13 protein-coding genes and 2 pseudogenes are annotated in these 16,763 nt (G+C 68.7%); 7 read left to right on the top strand and 8 right to left on the bottom strand.

Annotated features, from left to right (window positions below):
• Nucleotides 1–709: 709 nt before the first annotated feature.
• Both WDV06_RS15205 and WDV06_RS15200 read left to right on the top strand, forming a co-directional pair.
• Nucleotides 710–1,399 (top strand): hypothetical protein, encoded by a 690-nt coding sequence (locus tag WDV06_RS15205; protein ID WP_395510268.1) that lies wholly within the window; start codon nucleotides 710–712, stop codon nucleotides 1,397–1,399.
• Nucleotides 1,400–1,860: 461 nt separating this feature from the next.
• Complete coding sequence (locus WDV06_RS15200) at nucleotides 1,861–2,316, top strand: hypothetical protein (RefSeq protein WP_395510267.1); 456 nt, start codon at nucleotides 1,861–1,863, stop codon at nucleotides 2,314–2,316.
• Here the strand turns inward: WDV06_RS15200 and WDV06_RS15195 are convergent.
• The 4 genes from WDV06_RS15195 to WDV06_RS15180 form a co-directional block, all read right to left on the bottom strand.
• The gene (locus WDV06_RS15195; RefSeq protein WP_395510266.1) at nucleotides 2,282–3,436 is read right to left on the bottom strand and encodes a Rieske 2Fe-2S domain-containing protein; all 1,155 of its coding nucleotides are present in this window, start codon (nucleotides 3,434–3,436) and stop codon (nucleotides 2,282–2,284) included. The two genes, WDV06_RS15200 and WDV06_RS15195, sit on opposite strands and share 35 nt — an antisense overlap.
• Before the next feature lie 109 nt (nucleotides 3,437–3,545).
• Nucleotides 3,546–4,613 (bottom strand): terpene synthase family protein, encoded by a 1,068-nt coding sequence (locus WDV06_RS15190; RefSeq protein WP_395510265.1) that lies wholly within the window; start codon nucleotides 4,611–4,613, stop codon nucleotides 3,546–3,548.
• A gap of 91 nt (nucleotides 4,614–4,704) precedes the next feature.
• A complete protein-coding gene (locus WDV06_RS15185; RefSeq protein WP_395510264.1) occupies nucleotides 4,705–5,784 on the bottom strand; it encodes a polyprenyl synthetase family protein in 1,080 nt (359 codons plus the stop codon).
• Nucleotides 5,785–6,942: 1,158 nt separating this feature from the next.
• Nucleotides 6,943–7,146, bottom strand: a complete 204-nt coding sequence (locus WDV06_RS15180) for a cold-shock protein (protein WP_395510263.1) — start codon at nucleotides 7,144–7,146, stop codon at nucleotides 6,943–6,945.
• A gap of 110 nt (nucleotides 7,147–7,256) precedes the next feature.
• Here WDV06_RS15180 and WDV06_RS15175 point away from each other — a divergent pair.
• Nucleotides 7,257–7,361, top strand: a pseudogene (locus WDV06_RS15175) (site-specific integrase); the annotation flags it as partial.
• A 382-nt stretch (nucleotides 7,362–7,743) separates the two neighbouring features.
• Here WDV06_RS15175 and WDV06_RS15170 read toward each other — a convergent pair.
• The gene (locus WDV06_RS15170) at nucleotides 7,744–8,847 is read right to left on the bottom strand and encodes a helix-turn-helix domain-containing protein (protein WP_395510262.1); all 1,104 of its coding nucleotides are present in this window, start codon (nucleotides 8,845–8,847) and stop codon (nucleotides 7,744–7,746) included.
• Nucleotides 8,848–9,303: 456 nt separating this feature from the next.
• Here WDV06_RS15170 and WDV06_RS15165 point away from each other — a divergent pair, with 456 nt between their 5' ends.
• The gene (locus WDV06_RS15165; protein ID WP_395510261.1) at nucleotides 9,304–10,152 is read left to right on the top strand and encodes a ribosome-inactivating family protein; all 849 of its coding nucleotides are present in this window, start codon (nucleotides 9,304–9,306) and stop codon (nucleotides 10,150–10,152) included.
• Between the two features lie 802 nt (nucleotides 10,153–10,954).
• On the opposite strand, the gene WDV06_RS15160 is transcribed toward WDV06_RS15165, so the two are convergent.
• Complete coding sequence (locus WDV06_RS15160) at nucleotides 10,955–11,263, bottom strand: hypothetical protein (RefSeq protein WP_395510260.1); 309 nt, start codon at nucleotides 11,261–11,263, stop codon at nucleotides 10,955–10,957.
• Between the two features lie 142 nt (nucleotides 11,264–11,405).
• On the opposite strand from WDV06_RS15160, the pseudogene WDV06_RS15155 reads away from it, so the two are divergent.
• Nucleotides 11,406–11,910, top strand: a pseudogene (locus WDV06_RS15155) (transposase); the annotation flags it as partial.
• A 242-nt stretch (nucleotides 11,911–12,152) separates the two neighbouring features.
• On the opposite strand, the gene WDV06_RS15150 reads toward WDV06_RS15155, so the two are convergent.
• Complete coding sequence (locus tag WDV06_RS15150) at nucleotides 12,153–12,695, bottom strand: winged helix-turn-helix transcriptional regulator (protein ID WP_395510300.1); 543 nt, start codon at nucleotides 12,693–12,695, stop codon at nucleotides 12,153–12,155.
• A gap of 162 nt (nucleotides 12,696–12,857) precedes the next feature.
• On the opposite strand from WDV06_RS15150, the gene WDV06_RS15145 reads away from it, so the two are divergent.
• Together WDV06_RS15145 and WDV06_RS15140 are read left to right on the top strand one after the other, a co-directional pair.
• Nucleotides 12,858–13,715: an NmrA family NAD(P)-binding protein gene (locus tag WDV06_RS15145; protein ID WP_395510259.1), complete on the top strand. Its 858-nt coding sequence runs from the start codon at nucleotides 12,858–12,860 to the stop codon at nucleotides 13,713–13,715.
• A 105-nt stretch (nucleotides 13,716–13,820) separates the two neighbouring features.
• Nucleotides 13,821–14,876 carry an SMP-30/gluconolactonase/LRE family protein gene (locus WDV06_RS15140; RefSeq protein WP_395510258.1) on the top strand — a complete coding sequence of 352 codons (1,056 nt, stop codon included), beginning with the start codon at nucleotides 13,821–13,823 and terminating at the stop codon, nucleotides 14,874–14,876.
• A 765-nt stretch (nucleotides 14,877–15,641) separates the two neighbouring features.
• Here WDV06_RS15140 and WDV06_RS15135 read toward each other — a convergent pair.
• Nucleotides 15,642–16,697 carry an alpha/beta hydrolase gene (locus WDV06_RS15135; protein ID WP_395510257.1) on the bottom strand — a complete coding sequence of 352 codons (1,056 nt, stop codon included), beginning with the start codon at nucleotides 16,695–16,697 and terminating at the stop codon, nucleotides 15,642–15,644.
• Between the last annotated feature and the right edge of the window lie 66 nt (nucleotides 16,698–16,763).

The raw sequence follows: 16,763 nt of genomic DNA, 5'->3' as shown, positions 1-16,763 counted from the left end.
GTGCCCACTCGCGTCGCGGCATACGTGCAGTGGTAGAACCGTCGCAGGTCAGCCACTCCGCCGGCTCCGGCTCCGCCAGCCGAGCTGGGCCTGTCGCGTACCGCTGCAGGCACCTCCGGGGCGGTGGCCCCGTCGGCGACGTCCACCCGGACCAGGTGGCCGCCCCGGTCGTCGAGGGCGACGTACTCCTCCCAGGGCTCGCGCCCCGTGGCGGCGGCCGGCTCCGGGTACCGGTCTCCCAACCCAGTCGGCCAGCTCCACCGCGACGTCGTGGCCTCAAAGGCGGCTCCGCCGGGACGTCAAGGGCTCGGGACAGGACGTCGGAACGTATTGAAGCCATCCGAGGGACAGTACCGGCCCTTGGTGTGCAGGTCAGGCAAGCTTCGAAGACGGACCCCGGCCACGGTCGCTTGACTGCCGCATTGGGAAGCAGTACCACCGGGCCGACCTGCTCGTGTGGGGCACGTCCTGGGCTCCGCGCGGCGCTTCGAGGGTCGTGGTGATGGGACATCGACACACACCTGGCCTGGTTGCGGGGTTGCCCGGGTGGTCGAGGGAGGGGGATCACGCCACGGGTGGGCTTGACTCGGCCATTTTGGAGTCGGTGAGGGGAGGGGCGGGCTGATCTTGTGATCTTCGGTGGGGTTGGTTGTGGAGGATGGCGTGCGAGTTGACGATGGTCTTGACCTGATGGGAGTTGCGTTACCTCATGTATGCCGACGAAGTGATCTTCTATGACGGGGACAACTACACCGGTAAGAGCGTCACGTTGAGGGCGGGTGAACAGCGGAACGTTTCCAGTTCCGAGCTCGGGCCGGTCCGCTCCGTGAAGGTCGGAGACGGGGTCGTCGCCGAGGTCTGGGGTGCGCGTGTCGGTGACAAGGACCAGGGCATCGCGTTCTTCACCACCGACACCCCCAACGTTCGCAACACCAAGACCGTCGGGCTGCGGGCGGCTGACGTCCACGCGATGGCTGTGCTGATCCGGTACCGCGACACGACCCTCAGGGACGGGGAGACCGGCAAGCTCGCGTTCTCCGACGTCAGGTCGCCCTACTGGAAGGAGGAGATCCCTGCCGCCGCCGATGTCTACCACCGCCTTGAGGTCCTGAAGTCGGAGATCCACACCAGCCGCAGGGCCAACCTGGTGGCCAAGGACACCAAGCCCGCACCGGTGACGCCGGAACAGGACAACGATCCCTTCTCGCTCAACATCCCCGGCGGGATCCAGGTCGTCGTTGATGACTTCGGGCTCGACGAGGAGGACCCGGGGCAGATCGCCTTCTCCTACGACACGCGCAACCGCACGGTGGTCCTGGACCGGTTCGAGCCGCTGGACAAGACGTTGAGCATCACCCAGGACGGCCCGGGAATGTTCACCATCACCCGCACCGGCTGAGGAGTCGTGGACGGGCGGGGACGCGGTGACCGGCGAGGAGTGCGAGCCGGCCGGTTCGTGTGGCGGGGCGACGTCCCGTAGTCGGCGGCCGGCCGGCGGGGCGGGGGAGCTGTGGTCCGTGCCGGCATGGCGTGTGCGGGGGAGGCCCGGTGTCCTGGCGTCCAGTGCGCTTGGGGGCAGTACACCGGGCCGCCTACTCCCCGATCACCCGGTCGAGGGCGGCGCGTACGACGTCGCCGCTCGTGGCGATGTGGACCGCGTGCCGGGCGCGTTCTTCGAGGGCCTCAGGTCGGCGCTGTGCAGCGTCCTGAAGCGGGACCGGGCCCCAGCGGTCAGTCCTGCCCGAAAGGCCTGGACGTGGGGCTGGTTGCTCCAGTAGCCCCCCGTGGCAGTACCTGTTCCTGAGCCGCGCATGACATGAGGTCTGCTGGGTGGTCGTTGCTGAACATCATGCCCCCGCCGTGTTCGCTGCCCTCGGTGGCCCGGGGAGCCCGGCAGGCATCGGCGAGACGGAACTGCGCATGGGCCTGAAACTGCCGGGAGAGATTCGGCAGTGGCTTCTGGCGAACGACATCGATTCCGGCAGGCAACCTGATATGCCGTCGTGCCTGGTGACGCTGGGGTGCCCGGGCGTCCTCCCCGACGGCGGACTCCTCCTCGGTCTCAGGGACATTGAACGCGTCTACCTCCACAAGATCAACACGGAGGGGATGCAGCCGTCCGAGCACCCCGAGTATCCGTCCTGGCGTAGGGAGTGGGTGCCGATCTCCGCGGAGAGGGACGGTTTCTCCGGGAGGTTCGTGAACACCCGCACCGGAACCGTGGGCTCCTGGACCGAGAGCTCGTCTCCCGAGGATGACGGATACCCCTCGTTGTTTTGTGTCATTCGCCTTTCGGGGTCTGCTCGGGCGGGTTGACGTCGGCCGGGTCGCTCCCGCGCCGCTGCTCGGATTCTCCCGTGGGAGGGTAGAACTGACGGGCCCAGCGCCGGAGCCGGCCGATCGGACCGTCATACGTAGTCAGGCGCGGCGGTTCCTGGTATCTCATGTGGTTCCAGATCGGAAAGTCGTTGCTGAGGTCGCGTTTCAGGATCAGCTGGAAGAGCCGCGCGGCCAGCCGTGTCAGGGGCGCGGTGACGAGAGGCCGCACCGGGGCGGGGAGCCACCGAAAACCTGTTGCCGCACAGCTGAACGCCAGCCCGATCCGTGCCCGCCACGGGCCGACCGGGGTCGTGAGCGCCCAGCCCCGCCCCTGGATGCCGACCTTCGGAATTTCCACCTTGAACAAAATGATGCCGAGCCCGATGAGGTCGGCGCCACTTTCGGCAGTGAGCATCCCGAGCACGGGGAACCTGCGCAGGGAGAATCTCAGGTGGACATGCGCGGTCGGCCCCTTGAACTCGACCGGCGCGGTTTCGGTGACCTCCACAAAACCGTGCAGGGCCGAGAAGTGCGCGTAGTCCACGGAATTTTCGGCTGTCTGCTGGGGATGGGTTCGCAAGTCGCCGGTCCAGTGCACCGGCCGGCAGAACTGCGGACCGGTGACCGGGGGCGGCAATTCCCAGCCGGGCGGTGAGTTGTCGTGGCTGTACCAGAGGTAGACGGTGCCGTCCTGCTCGCGCAGCGGGTAGTGGCGCAGGCTGCCCATACTCGGCGGGGGCGGTCCACCCGGTGTCGCGATGCAGGTGCCGTCCGGGCCGAAGCGGTAGCGGTGGAACGGGCACACGATCTGCTCGTCGCAAACGGTCGCGCCCGATCCCAGGTGCGTGCCCAGGTGCGGGCAGTACGGCGCGACGGCATGGAGCGTACCCCCGCGGGTGCGGTACAGCACCACGTCCTCACCGCAGAGCCGGCGAGTGGTCACCTGACCTGGCTTCAGCTCATCGCTCCAGGCGATCACGAACCAGCCGCTGGGGTACGGCAACGGCACTTTCTCGGGGTGCTCGTCGTAGTAGTGAAGTAATCTGGTGCCGCTGTCGTCGGACCGGCGCACCGCGCGTCGCAGATGCCGTACCAGCCGCCAGTGGGACAAGGCCATGCCATCAGCTCCTTGGGGCAGGGGCGGTCGCTGTCTGTCCGAGCGGGTCGCGAACTCGTAACGCGACCACTCAGGTGGCGTCGCGGACGCCTTGACTGCGGCCCCCTGGTCAGGGCCGCCTTCCCGAAGAGCGGGGATGCGGGCACTGGGTGTCCATACCCTGACGTCCGCTGAGCTGTGTCGGTAAGCCGGGCCTGTCGCGTTCCGGGTCGCGGGCGACGTGGTCGTACCGGGGCGCGATGTAGTGCCAGCGGCAGTTCGAGCTCATCCAGTTCCTCATGTCGCGGAGCCGCTGTTCCACTGCGCCCATCTGACGGGGAGGCAGGCCGGATCGCCACCAGTGGGCGAGGTAGTCGAATTCCACCTCAAGATATTCCTCGATGGCATCGGCCAGCATCTTCTTGGCCCGCTCCACGGACTGCTCAACGCTGAGGTGCTCGTGGTGCATGAGCACCTTCAGCAGGTTGGGCACCGGGTCGTTGCGCCTGATTTCCCGTTCGAGTGAGTGGGTGTCGTTGATGGCGATGATGGTGTGAATGCAGTCTCGGTGCAGAGTGGTCAGCCGCAGGTCTTCAAGTGCCGGCCGCGGGATTTCGGCCCGATCCGCGCTGAAACGTTCCGACCAGTCGTAGAGCACGTACATCCCGGAGGCGTACGCCCGTTCCCGCAGGTAGTCCCCCAGATCAGGCATGCCGTGCTCGGCCACGACGACCGGTTCCCATGTGTAGTGGTTGTCCAGGAAGTCCTTCCAGTTGCTCCGGTGTCGCGCGACCCAGGTATCGGACATGCCGTCGCAGAGCCTGTGCCAGGTATCGCTGAAGGCGAGCACGACCGGGTCATCGGCGCCCGGATCCACTCCGTCCATGACTTGGACCATCGCCTTGCAGCGGGTGGCGATGCCCGCCACGGAGTGCTGGGGATGACTGCCGCAGTCCTCGTCCTCGATCGCGAACATGATGCCCATGAGGTCGCAGGACAGGAGCAGGTCGTCGGCACAGGCTCTGGGGTAGGCGGCGGCCATGAGTTCCGGGATCCTGGCCATCTCGTACTCGATCACGTGCGCGTCGTCGACCAGGTCGGACTCAAGCATCCACCGCCTGGCCCGGAGGGTGACGTCCGCCAGGTGCGGATTCACTCGGTACCGGAAAGGCGTGGTGAAGTCGGGGACGAACGGCATGAAGGGCTCCTTACGGCGTGGGTCTGGACGGCATCCCCGCAACCTGCGGGTTCGGATGGCTCTGCAACGAGGTCAGGAGACAGAGCCGGTCTCACCGGGCCCGCGCCGTAGCCACCTCGGTGAGCCGACGCAGGCCGGCAGTGGCGTACGGTGCCAAGGGCGCGCTCTCCAGCACCCGCAGCGCTCGCGCCCGCAGAGCGGCGATCATGTTCTCCACCTCGGCCCGGGCACCGGTGGCGGTGAGCACCTCACGGATACGGTCCGCCCCCGCCTCCCCAAGACCGTCCATGCCCAGCAGGGCGTCCAGAACACGCCGCTGGCCGGCATCGGCACGCTGGAGCGCCAACGCTACGAGAACCGTGTGCTTGCCCCCACGCAGGTCATCCAGCGACGGCTTGCCGGTCACCTCGGGGGCGCCGAAGACACCCAGGAGATCATCGCGCAGCTGGAACGCCTCGCCGACGGGCAGAGCGTAAGCACTCAGCGCCTCGCGCACCGCGAGCGAAGCCCCGGCGAGGCAGGCACCGATCTGCAGAGGACGCTCCACAGTGTATTTGGCCGTCTTGTACCGGATGATGCGCCGCGCCTGTTCCACGTCCGTGGTGGGGCGGCCAGCAGTGGTGACGTCCAGGTACTGGCCGTACATCACCTCGCTGCGCATCTCGTGGACCAGCGGCAGCACCGCGCCGAGTTGGCGGGGCGTGAGGCCGGCGGTGTGCAGGAGCTCGTCCGACCAGGCCAGCGCCACATCGCCGATGAGGATCGCGCAACTGGCTCCCGTACGCTCCGCCGCAGCGGGTCTTTGGCTGGATCCCTGCAGTCCCGTGAGACGGCGGTGGAGCGTGGGGGCGCCGCGCCGGCTGTCGCTGTCGTCCATGATGTCGTCGTGGATGAGGCAGAAGGCGTGAAACATCTCAAGTGACGCCGCAGTCCGAATCACCGCTTCAGGGATGGCCCGGCCACCTCCGGCCTGCCAGCCGGTCGCACATATCAGGGGCCGCAGCCGCTTTCCGCCGGCGGCCAGGAAGCCCCCCAGGCTCTGGGCCACCTCCGGGGACATCCCCAAGCTCACGGCGGCACGGGCCTTGTGTTCCAAGAAGGCGTCCAACGTGGTGGTGACCCCCTGGCGCAGGGCTTCCGCATGCGGCAGCCCGGCGGTTACTGCGGCCATCTTGCCTCCCCGACGGCGCCAGCCGGGACACCCCGGGTGCGCCGCGGCGTCTCCTCCATCTTGCTGTCTACAGTCCTGAGCATCGGATCCTCTCGAAGACGGGGCCACGGTGCACGCGGTGCCAAGGCCGGTGAAGGGCCGAGGGCCTGTCCGGCCACACCCGCCACACCCAACCCCGGCTGAAGGCTCGACCGTGCGATGAATCCCCCACACGCCGTCAGCCTCCCCGTCATCTCGACTGCCACTCCCCGCCCTGCAGGGGCGCACGGAATCGCCAGACGGTAATGCGCATGACAACAGTGCGCCCCGTGCGCCTCCCAGCGCCCCCGGCAATCCGTGGACGCGGCCGCTCGTTCAACCGCCGATACCGCTGGTCGCCCCCCAGGATCCTGCTACGCGGTGCCGGGAGGCGGGATCAGCCTGGACCGACAGGGACGGCAGCCTGACCGGCGAGCCCAAAGGGGCGCCCGGCGAGGGATGCCCGTTGCAGCTTGTGTTGCACCACCATCTGGTGCCGGAGGAGAACCCGAAGGCCCCGGGGTCACGACGCCTCGGGGCCTCCACTTCGCTGACCTCCCCGCTCAACGGCGAGCCGGGCAACCTGTCACGCCCACCTTCGTGCTGCCTTCTGTCAGGGGTCGTCTCTACCCTGGCGTGGTGACACGGTCTGAGTTCGAGTTCGCCTACCTGCAGCCGCTGTTCGCGGACGTGGAGCGACTGCGTGGAGAGGGTGCCTGCCGGCAGCTGCCGGCACCGCAGCCGTCGAGCAGCCTCGCGACCGACGATGCACCGCTGGGCATGTACTCCGCGTCCACGTTCATCCGGAACTCCTACAGCGCGGGGGTCGCCCACGCCGATGCGCTGCGCAGGCTCGTGCACGCCGGGGAGGGTAGGCCCGCAGAGCCCGTGGACCCTGATGCGGGGGGCGCTGGAGAACTTCGCCACGGCCGTCTGGATCCTGGGCGGCAACGACCGCACCGAGCGTCGCCGACGCACCCTGCCTGTGGCGTGAGGACATGCTCAACCGGGCCCAGCACGAGGAGGACACGGACATAGCCGACCTCGCCCTGTCCCTCGGCATTCCCCCCGTCGGCAACCTGGCCGGTCGAGCTCTGCCCCTCATTGTTGCGCAGGAGGGGCAGACGCCGCATTGGTGGGCTACAGAGGCCTGATGTTGGCGGCCTCCAGACCCTTGGGGCCACTCTTGACTTCGAACTCCACCTTCTCGTTTTCCTTCAGGGTTTTGACGCCTTCCCGCCGGATCTCGCTGGAGTGGGCGAAGAGATCGTTACCGGCGCCCTCTGGGGTGATGAAGCCGAACCCCTTCGCGTCGTCGTACCACTTCACAGTGCCGGTGGCCATGTACCCCTCCCAAGGATGTCAACGCGCTGTAAGGCCGGGACGACCCACAGTCCAAATGATCATGCCATTCAGGGGGTGGAGCCGGAAGCCTCACTCTCAGGCCCATGCCGATGCTGATGGCGAAATCCCGGCGCAGGAAGCCGGAGAACGTCCGCCGTTACGTCAGGCCCTCCCCCGAAGCCGTCGAGGGCGCCACCTGTCTCCTCGCACCGGGGGGGGGGGCAGCGGGCGGTGAAGAAGGTCGGGCCCGGTGTCTTCTGGCAGTTGGCGGCTTCTCGTTCCTGGTTCAGCTGCGGGGTGCGTACTGGGCGGTCCATTCACGACATCGCATCCCGTGAATTGCAGGCGCGCTTGGGCGACCTTGACTACTGGTCGGTACACAACGGGATCGGCGGTGGCACCGAAGACCCGTCGTTCTGACACGGGGACTCGCAATGCTCTGCTCGCCAGCTGTCACTCAGCGTGGTGGCACCACAAGAATTGGGCCAGAACCGCACTCCGTGCACACCTGCTCCACCAGAACCCTCCTGAAGTGCGGTAACAGAACACACAACTCGTGAACAGAGCCACCCCGTCACATCGGGTGACGGCGGCGCATCATGCCGGTGCCGGCATCCGCTTCCGCCCTGTCGAGGGGGCCTGACCACGCCCCGGCGACACGGGCAGCTCCGCGGCCGAGACCGTGCCGTTCGAGCTGCCCGGCCCGTCCGGCGTGTGCAGGGCCGCGTTACGCCAGGCCACCGGCGACATGCCGTAGGCGGCCTTGAATGAACGGCTGAAGTGCGCCGCGCTGGCGAAGCCCCAGTGGTGGGCTATGGCCGCGACGGTCCTGCCCCGTGTCTGGCCGGCGCTGAGGGCACGGCGGCACTGTTCCAGGCGGCGCTGCTGGATCCAGCGGCTGACGGTGAGTCCTTCGAGCTCGAAGAGCTTGTGCAGGGAGCGCACGGACATGTTGTGGTGGCGGGCGATGACCTCGGGGGTGAGTTCCCGGTCGGTGAGGTGCTCGCCGATGTGGGCCTGGACCCTCAGCAACGTCATCCGGGCGGCGTTGGGAGCCTCCTGGAGGTCGAAGCCGAGGTGTTCCTCCACCAGGGTCTGGATGAGATCGATGGCGTGACGGGCGACAGACTCCCCCGTCCGCGGCTGGTACGTGCCGGCCGTGTCGACGAGGTGGGACAGGAACGGCGTCACCAGCCGGCCGAGCGGCGAGCGGTCGCCGAGTGGCGTCGCGGTGAGCCGCTGGAGGTCCGACTCGCGCAGCCCCAGCGCCCGGCGGGGCAAGGCCAGGGATTTGGTCCGGAACCGTTCGGGTACGGTCAGCTGGACGGGGCGGGACATGTCGTAGACGAAGAGCTGGCCCGCGCTCAGGCACGAATCCCGGGCGTCCTGCTCGACGCGGACCGCCACCCGGCTGAGAACCTTGACGACCACGTACTCGTCGTTGTTGCTGCCGGCGATGAGGCGACGGGTCCGCTGAGCCTGATGGGGCTCCCCTTCCACGGTGACCGCCTGGAGCGAGCCCACCAACGAGGTGCGGATCAAGCCGTACTCGACCTCGTCGGGGACCTTCATGTCGACGGACCCGAACGTGTTCGAGAGTGCGTCACGCCAGTAGGTACGCCTGCGGGCGGCGGGCAGCCCCTCGGTCGTGTAGTGGGATGCCGCACCCCCGAGGTCCGTCTCCGATATCTGCAAGGACACGATTCCACCCCTTTGACCTGGATGTTTGAGCCACAGCATGTCATCGGGCACGCCAACTGAAAACTCACCAGTAACCTATCTGGCCCTCAACGGGGCGCAGTTGAGCCGAGCAACCGCCGACGGACACCGGCATGCACGCGCCGTGGTGGCATACACACGCGAGCCGACTGCGCAGTCGCCCCCCTCGGGCACTGCCCCTCCGCATCTGTCCAACGCGACCGCGCGCGCCGACCACGCGCCGGCCCCACTCGCGCTCAAGCGGACCCGGGCCTGCACGACCGTCCGCACCCGGACGCCGCGAACTCTGCACGCGTGGGCAAGTAGTTCTGCACGGAGCGGATATCCGAGCCACGGCGCGGCTTCTACGGTGAGCGCCGGAAGCCGCCGGGGGACACCGCACGGTGCGATGGCTTCCCTTCCCAGCACTCGACCGCACGAGAAGACGACGGAAAATCCATGACCAGAAAGCTCTGTTCCACACTGCTGGCGTTCGCCATGACCCTAGGACTCGTCAGCGGACTCTCCGGAACCGCGCACGCGGCCAACTACCAGGTCATCGACTGGAACATCTCCGACATCACCGCCGGAGGCCAGGAACACGCCCTGAACTACTACCGCATGATCGACCGTATTCACCAGCTCAGCTACGGCGACGTGACCGGTGAGCAGGGCGTCACCCAGACCACCCTCGAACAGGACCGCATCATCCAGGTACGGATCCGCGACACCGGCGGCAACGACCTGGTGTCGATCTACCTGTGGGCCGACACCCTCTACGTCGCCGGCTTCTACGCCCCCCGCAGCACCGCCGACGTCAGGCACTTCGAGTTCTCCGACAACCGAGCCGGCTTCGCCGGGGTGCTGGGTATCGATAGTGCCCAGTTCCTGGGCCGCAACGGTAACTACGACGCCCTCCCCGGTGGCAGCAGCCGGGAGAACCTGGTCCTCACCCCGTCGAGCATCTACAACGCCGCCTACACCCTCGGACACGCGAACGGCTACACCGACCAGGTCGGCCGCTCCCTGCTCGTCATGATCCAGGTCCTCTCCGAAGCGGCCCGTTTCGGCCGCATCCTCGAACGCGTCTACGACAACATCTACAACCACCGCGAGAACGCCCTGGGCTGGGAGTACCGGTGGCTGGAGAACGAGTGGGGCCACCTCGCCGACTTCATCCGCGAGCGGCACCGCGGCCATCAGGCGCAGTTCAACTACCGCGGCCAGATCATCACCACGCTCGAACAGTTGCGCCAGCGCCTGTCGTTCATAGAAGTCCAGGGGGCGATCTTCCAGAAGCGGCCCTGACACCACTCCACCCATCGGCGGCCAAAGCCCCGCCTGACTCCTCGCCCGGCCGGGGCGGGCACCCGGGTACGGGGCGCCGCCGCGGAAGGGTCGGCGGGCGGGGTGGTGCGTCACGGTGTGCCGTACGCCGGCCCGGCACAGGGCTGCGCCTGCGCCCGGCACGACCGCGACGGCCTGGTCCCCCGAACACGGCACCGCGCCGGCTCCGGCGAGGGAGTGGCATCCCGGCCGCGGCCCGCGCTGCACGGCCCTGGCCGCGCAGCGCACCCCAGCAGCCGCACGCCCCTGATCCGGCCTTTGCGGCCGGCCCGCGTGGGGCAGACTCCGAGCCAAGACCGATGACAAGAGCACCGACATCGGGAGCCAGACGATCGACGCCTACCTGGGCTACATCCAGGGCGAGGGCGTGCTCACCGACGGCCTCGCCTGGAACCTGGTCACAGCGCTGCGCAGTGCCGGCGAGCGGCAGGCTGCGGGAGCCTAGCCGCGTGTGGGTGAGCCGGCGGGTGTACGGGTCGGACCCGGATGACCCTGACCTGGGTCCGGTGCCGGGCCGCGTCTACGTGGAGCTGGCGGGCGGCCCGCTGGATAGCCGGCTGCTCGACGTGACCGGCTGGAGCCCGCTGGAGGGCCAGTCGGTGGGGGGCGTCCGTGCCGAGGCGGGTGAGGAGGTCGTCGAGGGCGAGGTACTCCTCCCAGGGCTCGCGCCCCGTGGCGGCGGCCAGCGCCTGTACCTCCGAGTGCGGCGAACCGCTGCTGCCAGAGTGGAGCCGCTCACTCCTGGGTTGCTTGGGGCGGCTGGTTACCTGCCAGGCATGCCCTGCGGCATGCCTGGCATGCCGCCGCCCCCGCCCCGGCCCTTCTTCGGGCCCATCTGCTTCTGGAACTGGTTTTGTCCCTTGTTGAGGCCCTGCTGGAAACCCTTGACTCCTGCCTGGTTGCCGTCCATGAAGGCCATGCCGCCCTTGTAGAAGGACGCCTTGCCGTGGGCCATGCTCTTGTTCATGCACCCCTTCGTGCTCCGGCAGTCGGTGGCGGCAGCGGTGGTGGCGGGGGCGGCGACAGCCAGAACGGCTGTCAGCAGGGTGACCGTCATAGCGGCGCGTTGCATAAGAGGAGTCATAGTCGGTGCAACGATCACCGGTTGATCCAGTCACCCGTAGAACTCGTAACACGATCTTGGTGATCGTTGCTGGTGGGGTGACCGATGTGACGATTCGTCCGTGCGTGAGGGAGTGAGCAACAAGCCGTGGATCGTGGACGACGAGCTGTGGGCCCGGATCGAGCCGCTGCTGCCGGCCTGGCCGGAGCGGTCGCCGGGCCCTCGCCCGGTAGATGACCGGCGTTGCCTGCAGGGCATCCTGTTCATGCTGCACACCGGCATCACCCGGCAGCAGTTGCCGCCCGAGTGGGGCTTCGGCTCCGGGCACACCTGCTGGCGCAGGCTCGGCCGCTGGCAGGAGGCTGGAGTGTTCGAGGGCCTGCACCGCATACTGCTGGCCAGTCGAACGCGGCCGGACTGATCGACTGGACGCGCGCCTACGTGGACGCCTCCCACGTACGCGCGAAAAAGGGGGCGAGGCCACCGGCCCGTCACCGGTCGACCGCCGCAAGACCGGCAGCAAACACCACCTGATCAGCGACGGCGGCGGCAAGCTCCGCTACGTCGTCGAGCAGACCTCCGCCCAGCTCCACCCGTTCAAGCGACTCGCCGTCCGCTGGGGGGAACGGCGCTTCGACCTGCACGATGCCCTCATAGTGATCCTGTTCCGGGTGACCGTGTCGTTCAGCGTCATCAGAGCCGTCGACGACTGGTGGTGGTCGTCCGCCTCGCCGATGTTGACGCCGTTGGCGGCGGTTTGCGTGACGGTGCTGCCGGACAGCGTCGAGTTCTGGGTGCCGTCGCCGAAGTCAGCGCCGGTGCCACCGGTATGGGGTGACGATGTCGTAGGTGAAGTCGATGTTGTTGCCGCGGACGACTTCCGGTGCGGCGGGCGTCTTCACCGGTACCCATGCGTGGGTCGCGGTCCACTGGATGCCCGCCCGGTTGTCGATGCAGCCGGCGGTCGTGGGGGCGTTCCACGCCGTGTACTCGCCAGGAGCTCGGGCCGGGAGCCGGTCATGTCGGCGATTTGCGCGGCGTGGGTGCGGCCGTAGGGCGCGAGGCTCAGGCGGTGCCCTCGGCGCGGACGTCGTACTCCTGACGTGCGGCGAGGACTTCGCCGACGTGCTCCACCGACCACTGGGTGAGTACGCGCAGTGGTCCCCGCAGGGTCTGGCCGAGGGGGGGGTGAGGTCGTACTCGACGCGGGGCGGCACCTCGGGATACACGGTCCGCCGGACCAGCCGTCGCGTTCGAGCGTGCGCAGCGTCTGGGTGAGCATCTTCTCGCTCACTCCGGCCAGCCGCTGCCGCAACCGGGTGAACCGGCAGGCTCCGTGCTTGCCGAGTTTTTCCGGCACGAGCACCGCCCGCTTGCCGCCGATCTGGTCGAGCAGGTCGCGCGAGGGGCAGCCGCGCGTGTACGGGTCCCATGACGCCATGGGCTCCGTCACATTCTCGGCGGTCGCCATTCCACTCACCTCGATACTTTCCCGCAGGTGGTCAACTTACCAGCAAGTGGCTACTTACCGATGGAGAGTGAGCAGGTCAATCTGGGGTTCGTCACGCCGCGAGGAGAGTTCGCGGCAGGAAGGGGCGATCTCATGTCCATCGTCTTCACCGGAGCCTCAGGCCAGTTGGGCAGGCTCACCGTCGAGGCGCTGCTGCGGCGCGGAGTCCCGGCCGCGGACATCGTCGCGACCGGACGGGACACCGCGCGCATCGAAGACCTCGGCCACCGCGGCGTCGTGGTGCGCCGGGCGGACTTCGCGGGGCCGGACAGCCTCGCGGCGGCGTTCCAGGGAGCGGACCGGCTGCTGCTGGTGTCCACCACCGCCGTGGATGAGCGGTCGGCCAACCACCGCCGGGCCGTCGACGCGGCAGTGGCGGCCGGCGTGTCGCTGGTGGCGTACACGAGCATGACGCAGGCCGACACGGCGACCGGAATCCTGGCCCGCACCCACCGCGCCACCGAGGAGTACCTGCGCGAACGCGAGGTCCCCAGCACACTGCTGCGCAACAGCTGGTACCTGGAGAACCACACCGCCCAACTGCCCCTGCTCCGCCGGCGCGGGACGGTGATCGGAGCCGCGGGCAAGGGCAGGATCAGCGCCGCGGCGCGCGCCGACTACGCGGAGGCCGCCGCCGTCGTGCTGACCATCGAGGGCCACGCGGGCGCGGTGCACGAGCTGGGTGCGGACGAGGCGTTCACCCTGGCCGAGCCGGCGGAGGCGGTCTCGGCGGCCACCGGGGAGCCGATCGCCTGCACCGATCTGCCCGCGGACCGGCTCAGCGAGGAGCTGACCGGGGTCGGCCTGCCCGCCGAACCGGCGCACGTCCTCGCCGACGCCGACCTCGGGATGAGCCGCGGCGAGCTGTACACGGGATCCGGCGACCTCAGCCGCCTGATCAGCCGGCTGGCCACTGCCCTGTCCGACGCTATCGCCGCCGCGCTGCGCTGACCGTCCGCTCGCCCCCTCGGCCGTCGTGCCCGGACCGCCGCGAGGCGCTCACCCGTCGTTCCATGACCCTGTACGACCCTGCCATCACCCGGAGAGTTGCCGACCATGTCCTCCCGCACAGTTCCCCCGCACACCGCGTCCACCCGCGCCGCGTCCGCCCGTACGACCGTCCGCGTCCTGGGGCGGCGCGCCCTCGTCACCCTTACCGCCACCTCCGCGGCCCTGACCGCGTTCACGCTTCCCGCGACCGCCGCCACCCCCGGTGGCCCCGCCCCCGCCCACACCTCCCAGGGCGGGAACGGCGACCAGGCGATCACCCTCGACGGCAGCCGCGCGTTCCCCGAAAGCGTGGCGGCCGACCGCCACTTCGTCTACGCCGGCAGCATCGGCGACGGCACCGTCTACCGGGGACGCCCCGGGGCGACCACGCTCGAACCCTTCCTGCCGGCCGGCCAGGACGGCCGCACCCAGGCCACCGGGATCAAGATCACCGGCAACCGCCTGCTGGTCGCCGGCGCGTTCACCGGGCGCTTCTTCGTCTACAGCACTTCCGGGAGGCTCGTCGCGGCCTACACCGTCCCTGATGCCGGCGCACAGACCCTCGTCAACGACGCGGCCGTGGCTCCCAACGGGGACGTCTACATCACCGACTCGCTGCGCGCCGTGGTCTACCGGATTCCGGCCGCCGAGGTGGACGGCCCCGCCACCGGCGCCCACCGGACCCTGCGGGTGGCCTACCACCTGCCGGACTACGTGGCCGGCCAGTCCAATGGCAACGGCATCACCACCGCCCCCGACGGCACGTCGCTGATCATCGGCTACTGGTACAGCGGCGCCCTCTACCGGCTCGACCTCACCACCGGCGGTGTCCGCAGGATCGACGCACCGCCGCTGCCCAGCGCCGACGGCATCGTCCGGCAAGGAAACACCCTGTACGTCGCGCGTTCGGTGAACAACGAGGTCACCGAACTGCGACTGTCCGCCGGGAGCACCCGGGCAGTCGTCGTCTCCGCACGCACCTTCCCAGGCGCCGACACCACCACCGGCGTCGCCGTGAGCGGGGGCCGGCTGCTGGTGACCAACTCCCAGATGGACACCTACCTCTACGGCGAACCGTTGACCAGCCCGGCCTTCACCATCGAGAGCCTGCCGCTGCGCTGAGGCCCGGTCGGGGACGCCCGACGCGCGCGGCGCGGGCTGCCGGTGTAGAGCACGAACAGGATGCCCTGCAGGCAACGCCGGTCATCCACCGGGCGAGGGCCCGGCGACCGCTCCGGCCAGGGCGGAATGTGCCACCGTGACTACCCAGGGTGTCCATCTCGTGAGCGTGAGTCGATCAATGCTGAATTTCCCCCTTTGCCTCACAGGAGAGATTTCGGGGAAGTCCGAGTGGGTCGATCAGTGCGAGTGGTGCGCAGAAGACGCTCGGCCAGGGAACCTGGAGGGTCATGAGTTCCCAGATGCGGACGCTGGTGGAGGCGGGTATGCGGTAGCGGTCGCCGTCGAGGTGTTCCGGGGTCAAGCCGAGCAAGTGGGTGTATGCGCCTGGGTTGACGCCCAGTCTCGTGGCGGCCGCGGCGTTCAGGCGGGTGAGGGAGGCCGTTTTTGGCGAGCCGCGGGCGGCCCACAGCCGCCCAACTACTCAGATCCCGGACGCGCGCGGTTCAGTATCCCATCCCGGTGACAGGGCGAACTGCGAGGTCGACCTGGCCACTCCTGGTGGCCACCGACCACCGCATGCGGGACAACCGCACGTCCCGCCCTGTCATGGACAGCCGCGGCTTCGACCACATGTCGCGGCGTGGTGACCCTTCCTACAGTGGACATGAGTGCGGCCCGCGCGCCGGCACGAGCCGGTGGGCGGGCCGCGGCGGGTTCGCGGATCAGGTCGGGCCGTCATGGTTGGGGCGAGCGCGAGGTGGTGCGTCAGGCCGCGTGCGTGAGGGCCTGCTCCAGGCGTGGGATGTAGTCGACCAGGTCCTGTGCCCAGCAGCCGTGGGTGTGCTTGCCCTGGCAGTTGGGGCCCCAGCCGCTGCCGTTGCCGTAATTGACCGCCCCGCTGGGGTATTGGAGCTTGTCGAGCGTCGCCTTCATGTTGTTCTGGGCCCCCAGGGTGACGGCTTCTTTGAACGCGTCCTGGTCAAACATCAAGTTGATCAGGTTGCCGTCGCCGGCGCCGGTGTACAGGGTGACGCCGACGTCCTTGAGCCTGGCGGCCTTGGCGACCGGTCCGTGGGAGAGGGCCTGGGACATGTCACCGCCCTCGTCGAGCGGACCGAAAACCGAGTCGGTCGGAACGGCAGCGCCAAAGCCGCTCCCGGCGGCGGTGTCGCCGGAGCCGGAGGTTCCCGACATGGTGAACCCACTGTTGGACAGCATGCCGCGGATCGCCGTACGGACCCAGTACAGATTGAAGTCGATCGCGCCCGACAGGGACACGGTCTGGCTGAACAGGTCGGGGTGGTCCTCGGCGTAACTCAGGGCGCCGAAGCCGCCCATGGACAGGCCGCCGATGGCCCGGCCGTTCTTGGTGTTGATCGTGCGGAGGTTGTCGTCGATGAACGGGATCACCTGGTTGATGTGGAAGGTCTCCCACTTCTGGGCGCCTGCCGCGGTGTCCTGGCGGACCCAGTCGGTGTACCAGCCACGGGCGCCGCCGTCCGGGAGGACGGTGATCATCTTTTGGGTGGCGAGCAGGGCGGGGTAGGCCATGTAGGGGTTGCCGGGTCCGTCGCCGGCGCCGTGCAGGAAGTAGAACACCGGGTAGCGCTTGCCGGGGTCGGTGTAGTAGTCGTCCGGGACGATGATCCGGATCTTGTGTTGCCCGGCGACTGCGGGGGTCGTCACGGTGATGACGAAGTTGGTGGGGGTGCCTTCGGCCTTGCCGACCTGGGTGAGCCCACGGCCGTCGGTCAGGTTCGGAATGGTCGGCGTGTCGGCGTGTGCGGGCGTTGCGGTGAGCAGGGCCAGGGACGTCGTCACGATGGTCGCGGCGGCGGCCAGCCTGCTGAGTGCACGCGCACCGAATGAGGATGATCTTGAAGGTCT

The organism is Streptomyces racemochromogenes (genome assembly GCF_044129415.1).
Classification (GTDB): domain Bacteria; phylum Actinomycetota; class Actinomycetes; order Streptomycetales; family Streptomycetaceae; genus Streptomyces; species Streptomyces racemochromogenes_A.
This window is presented reverse-complemented; position numbering and strand designations above follow the sequence as displayed.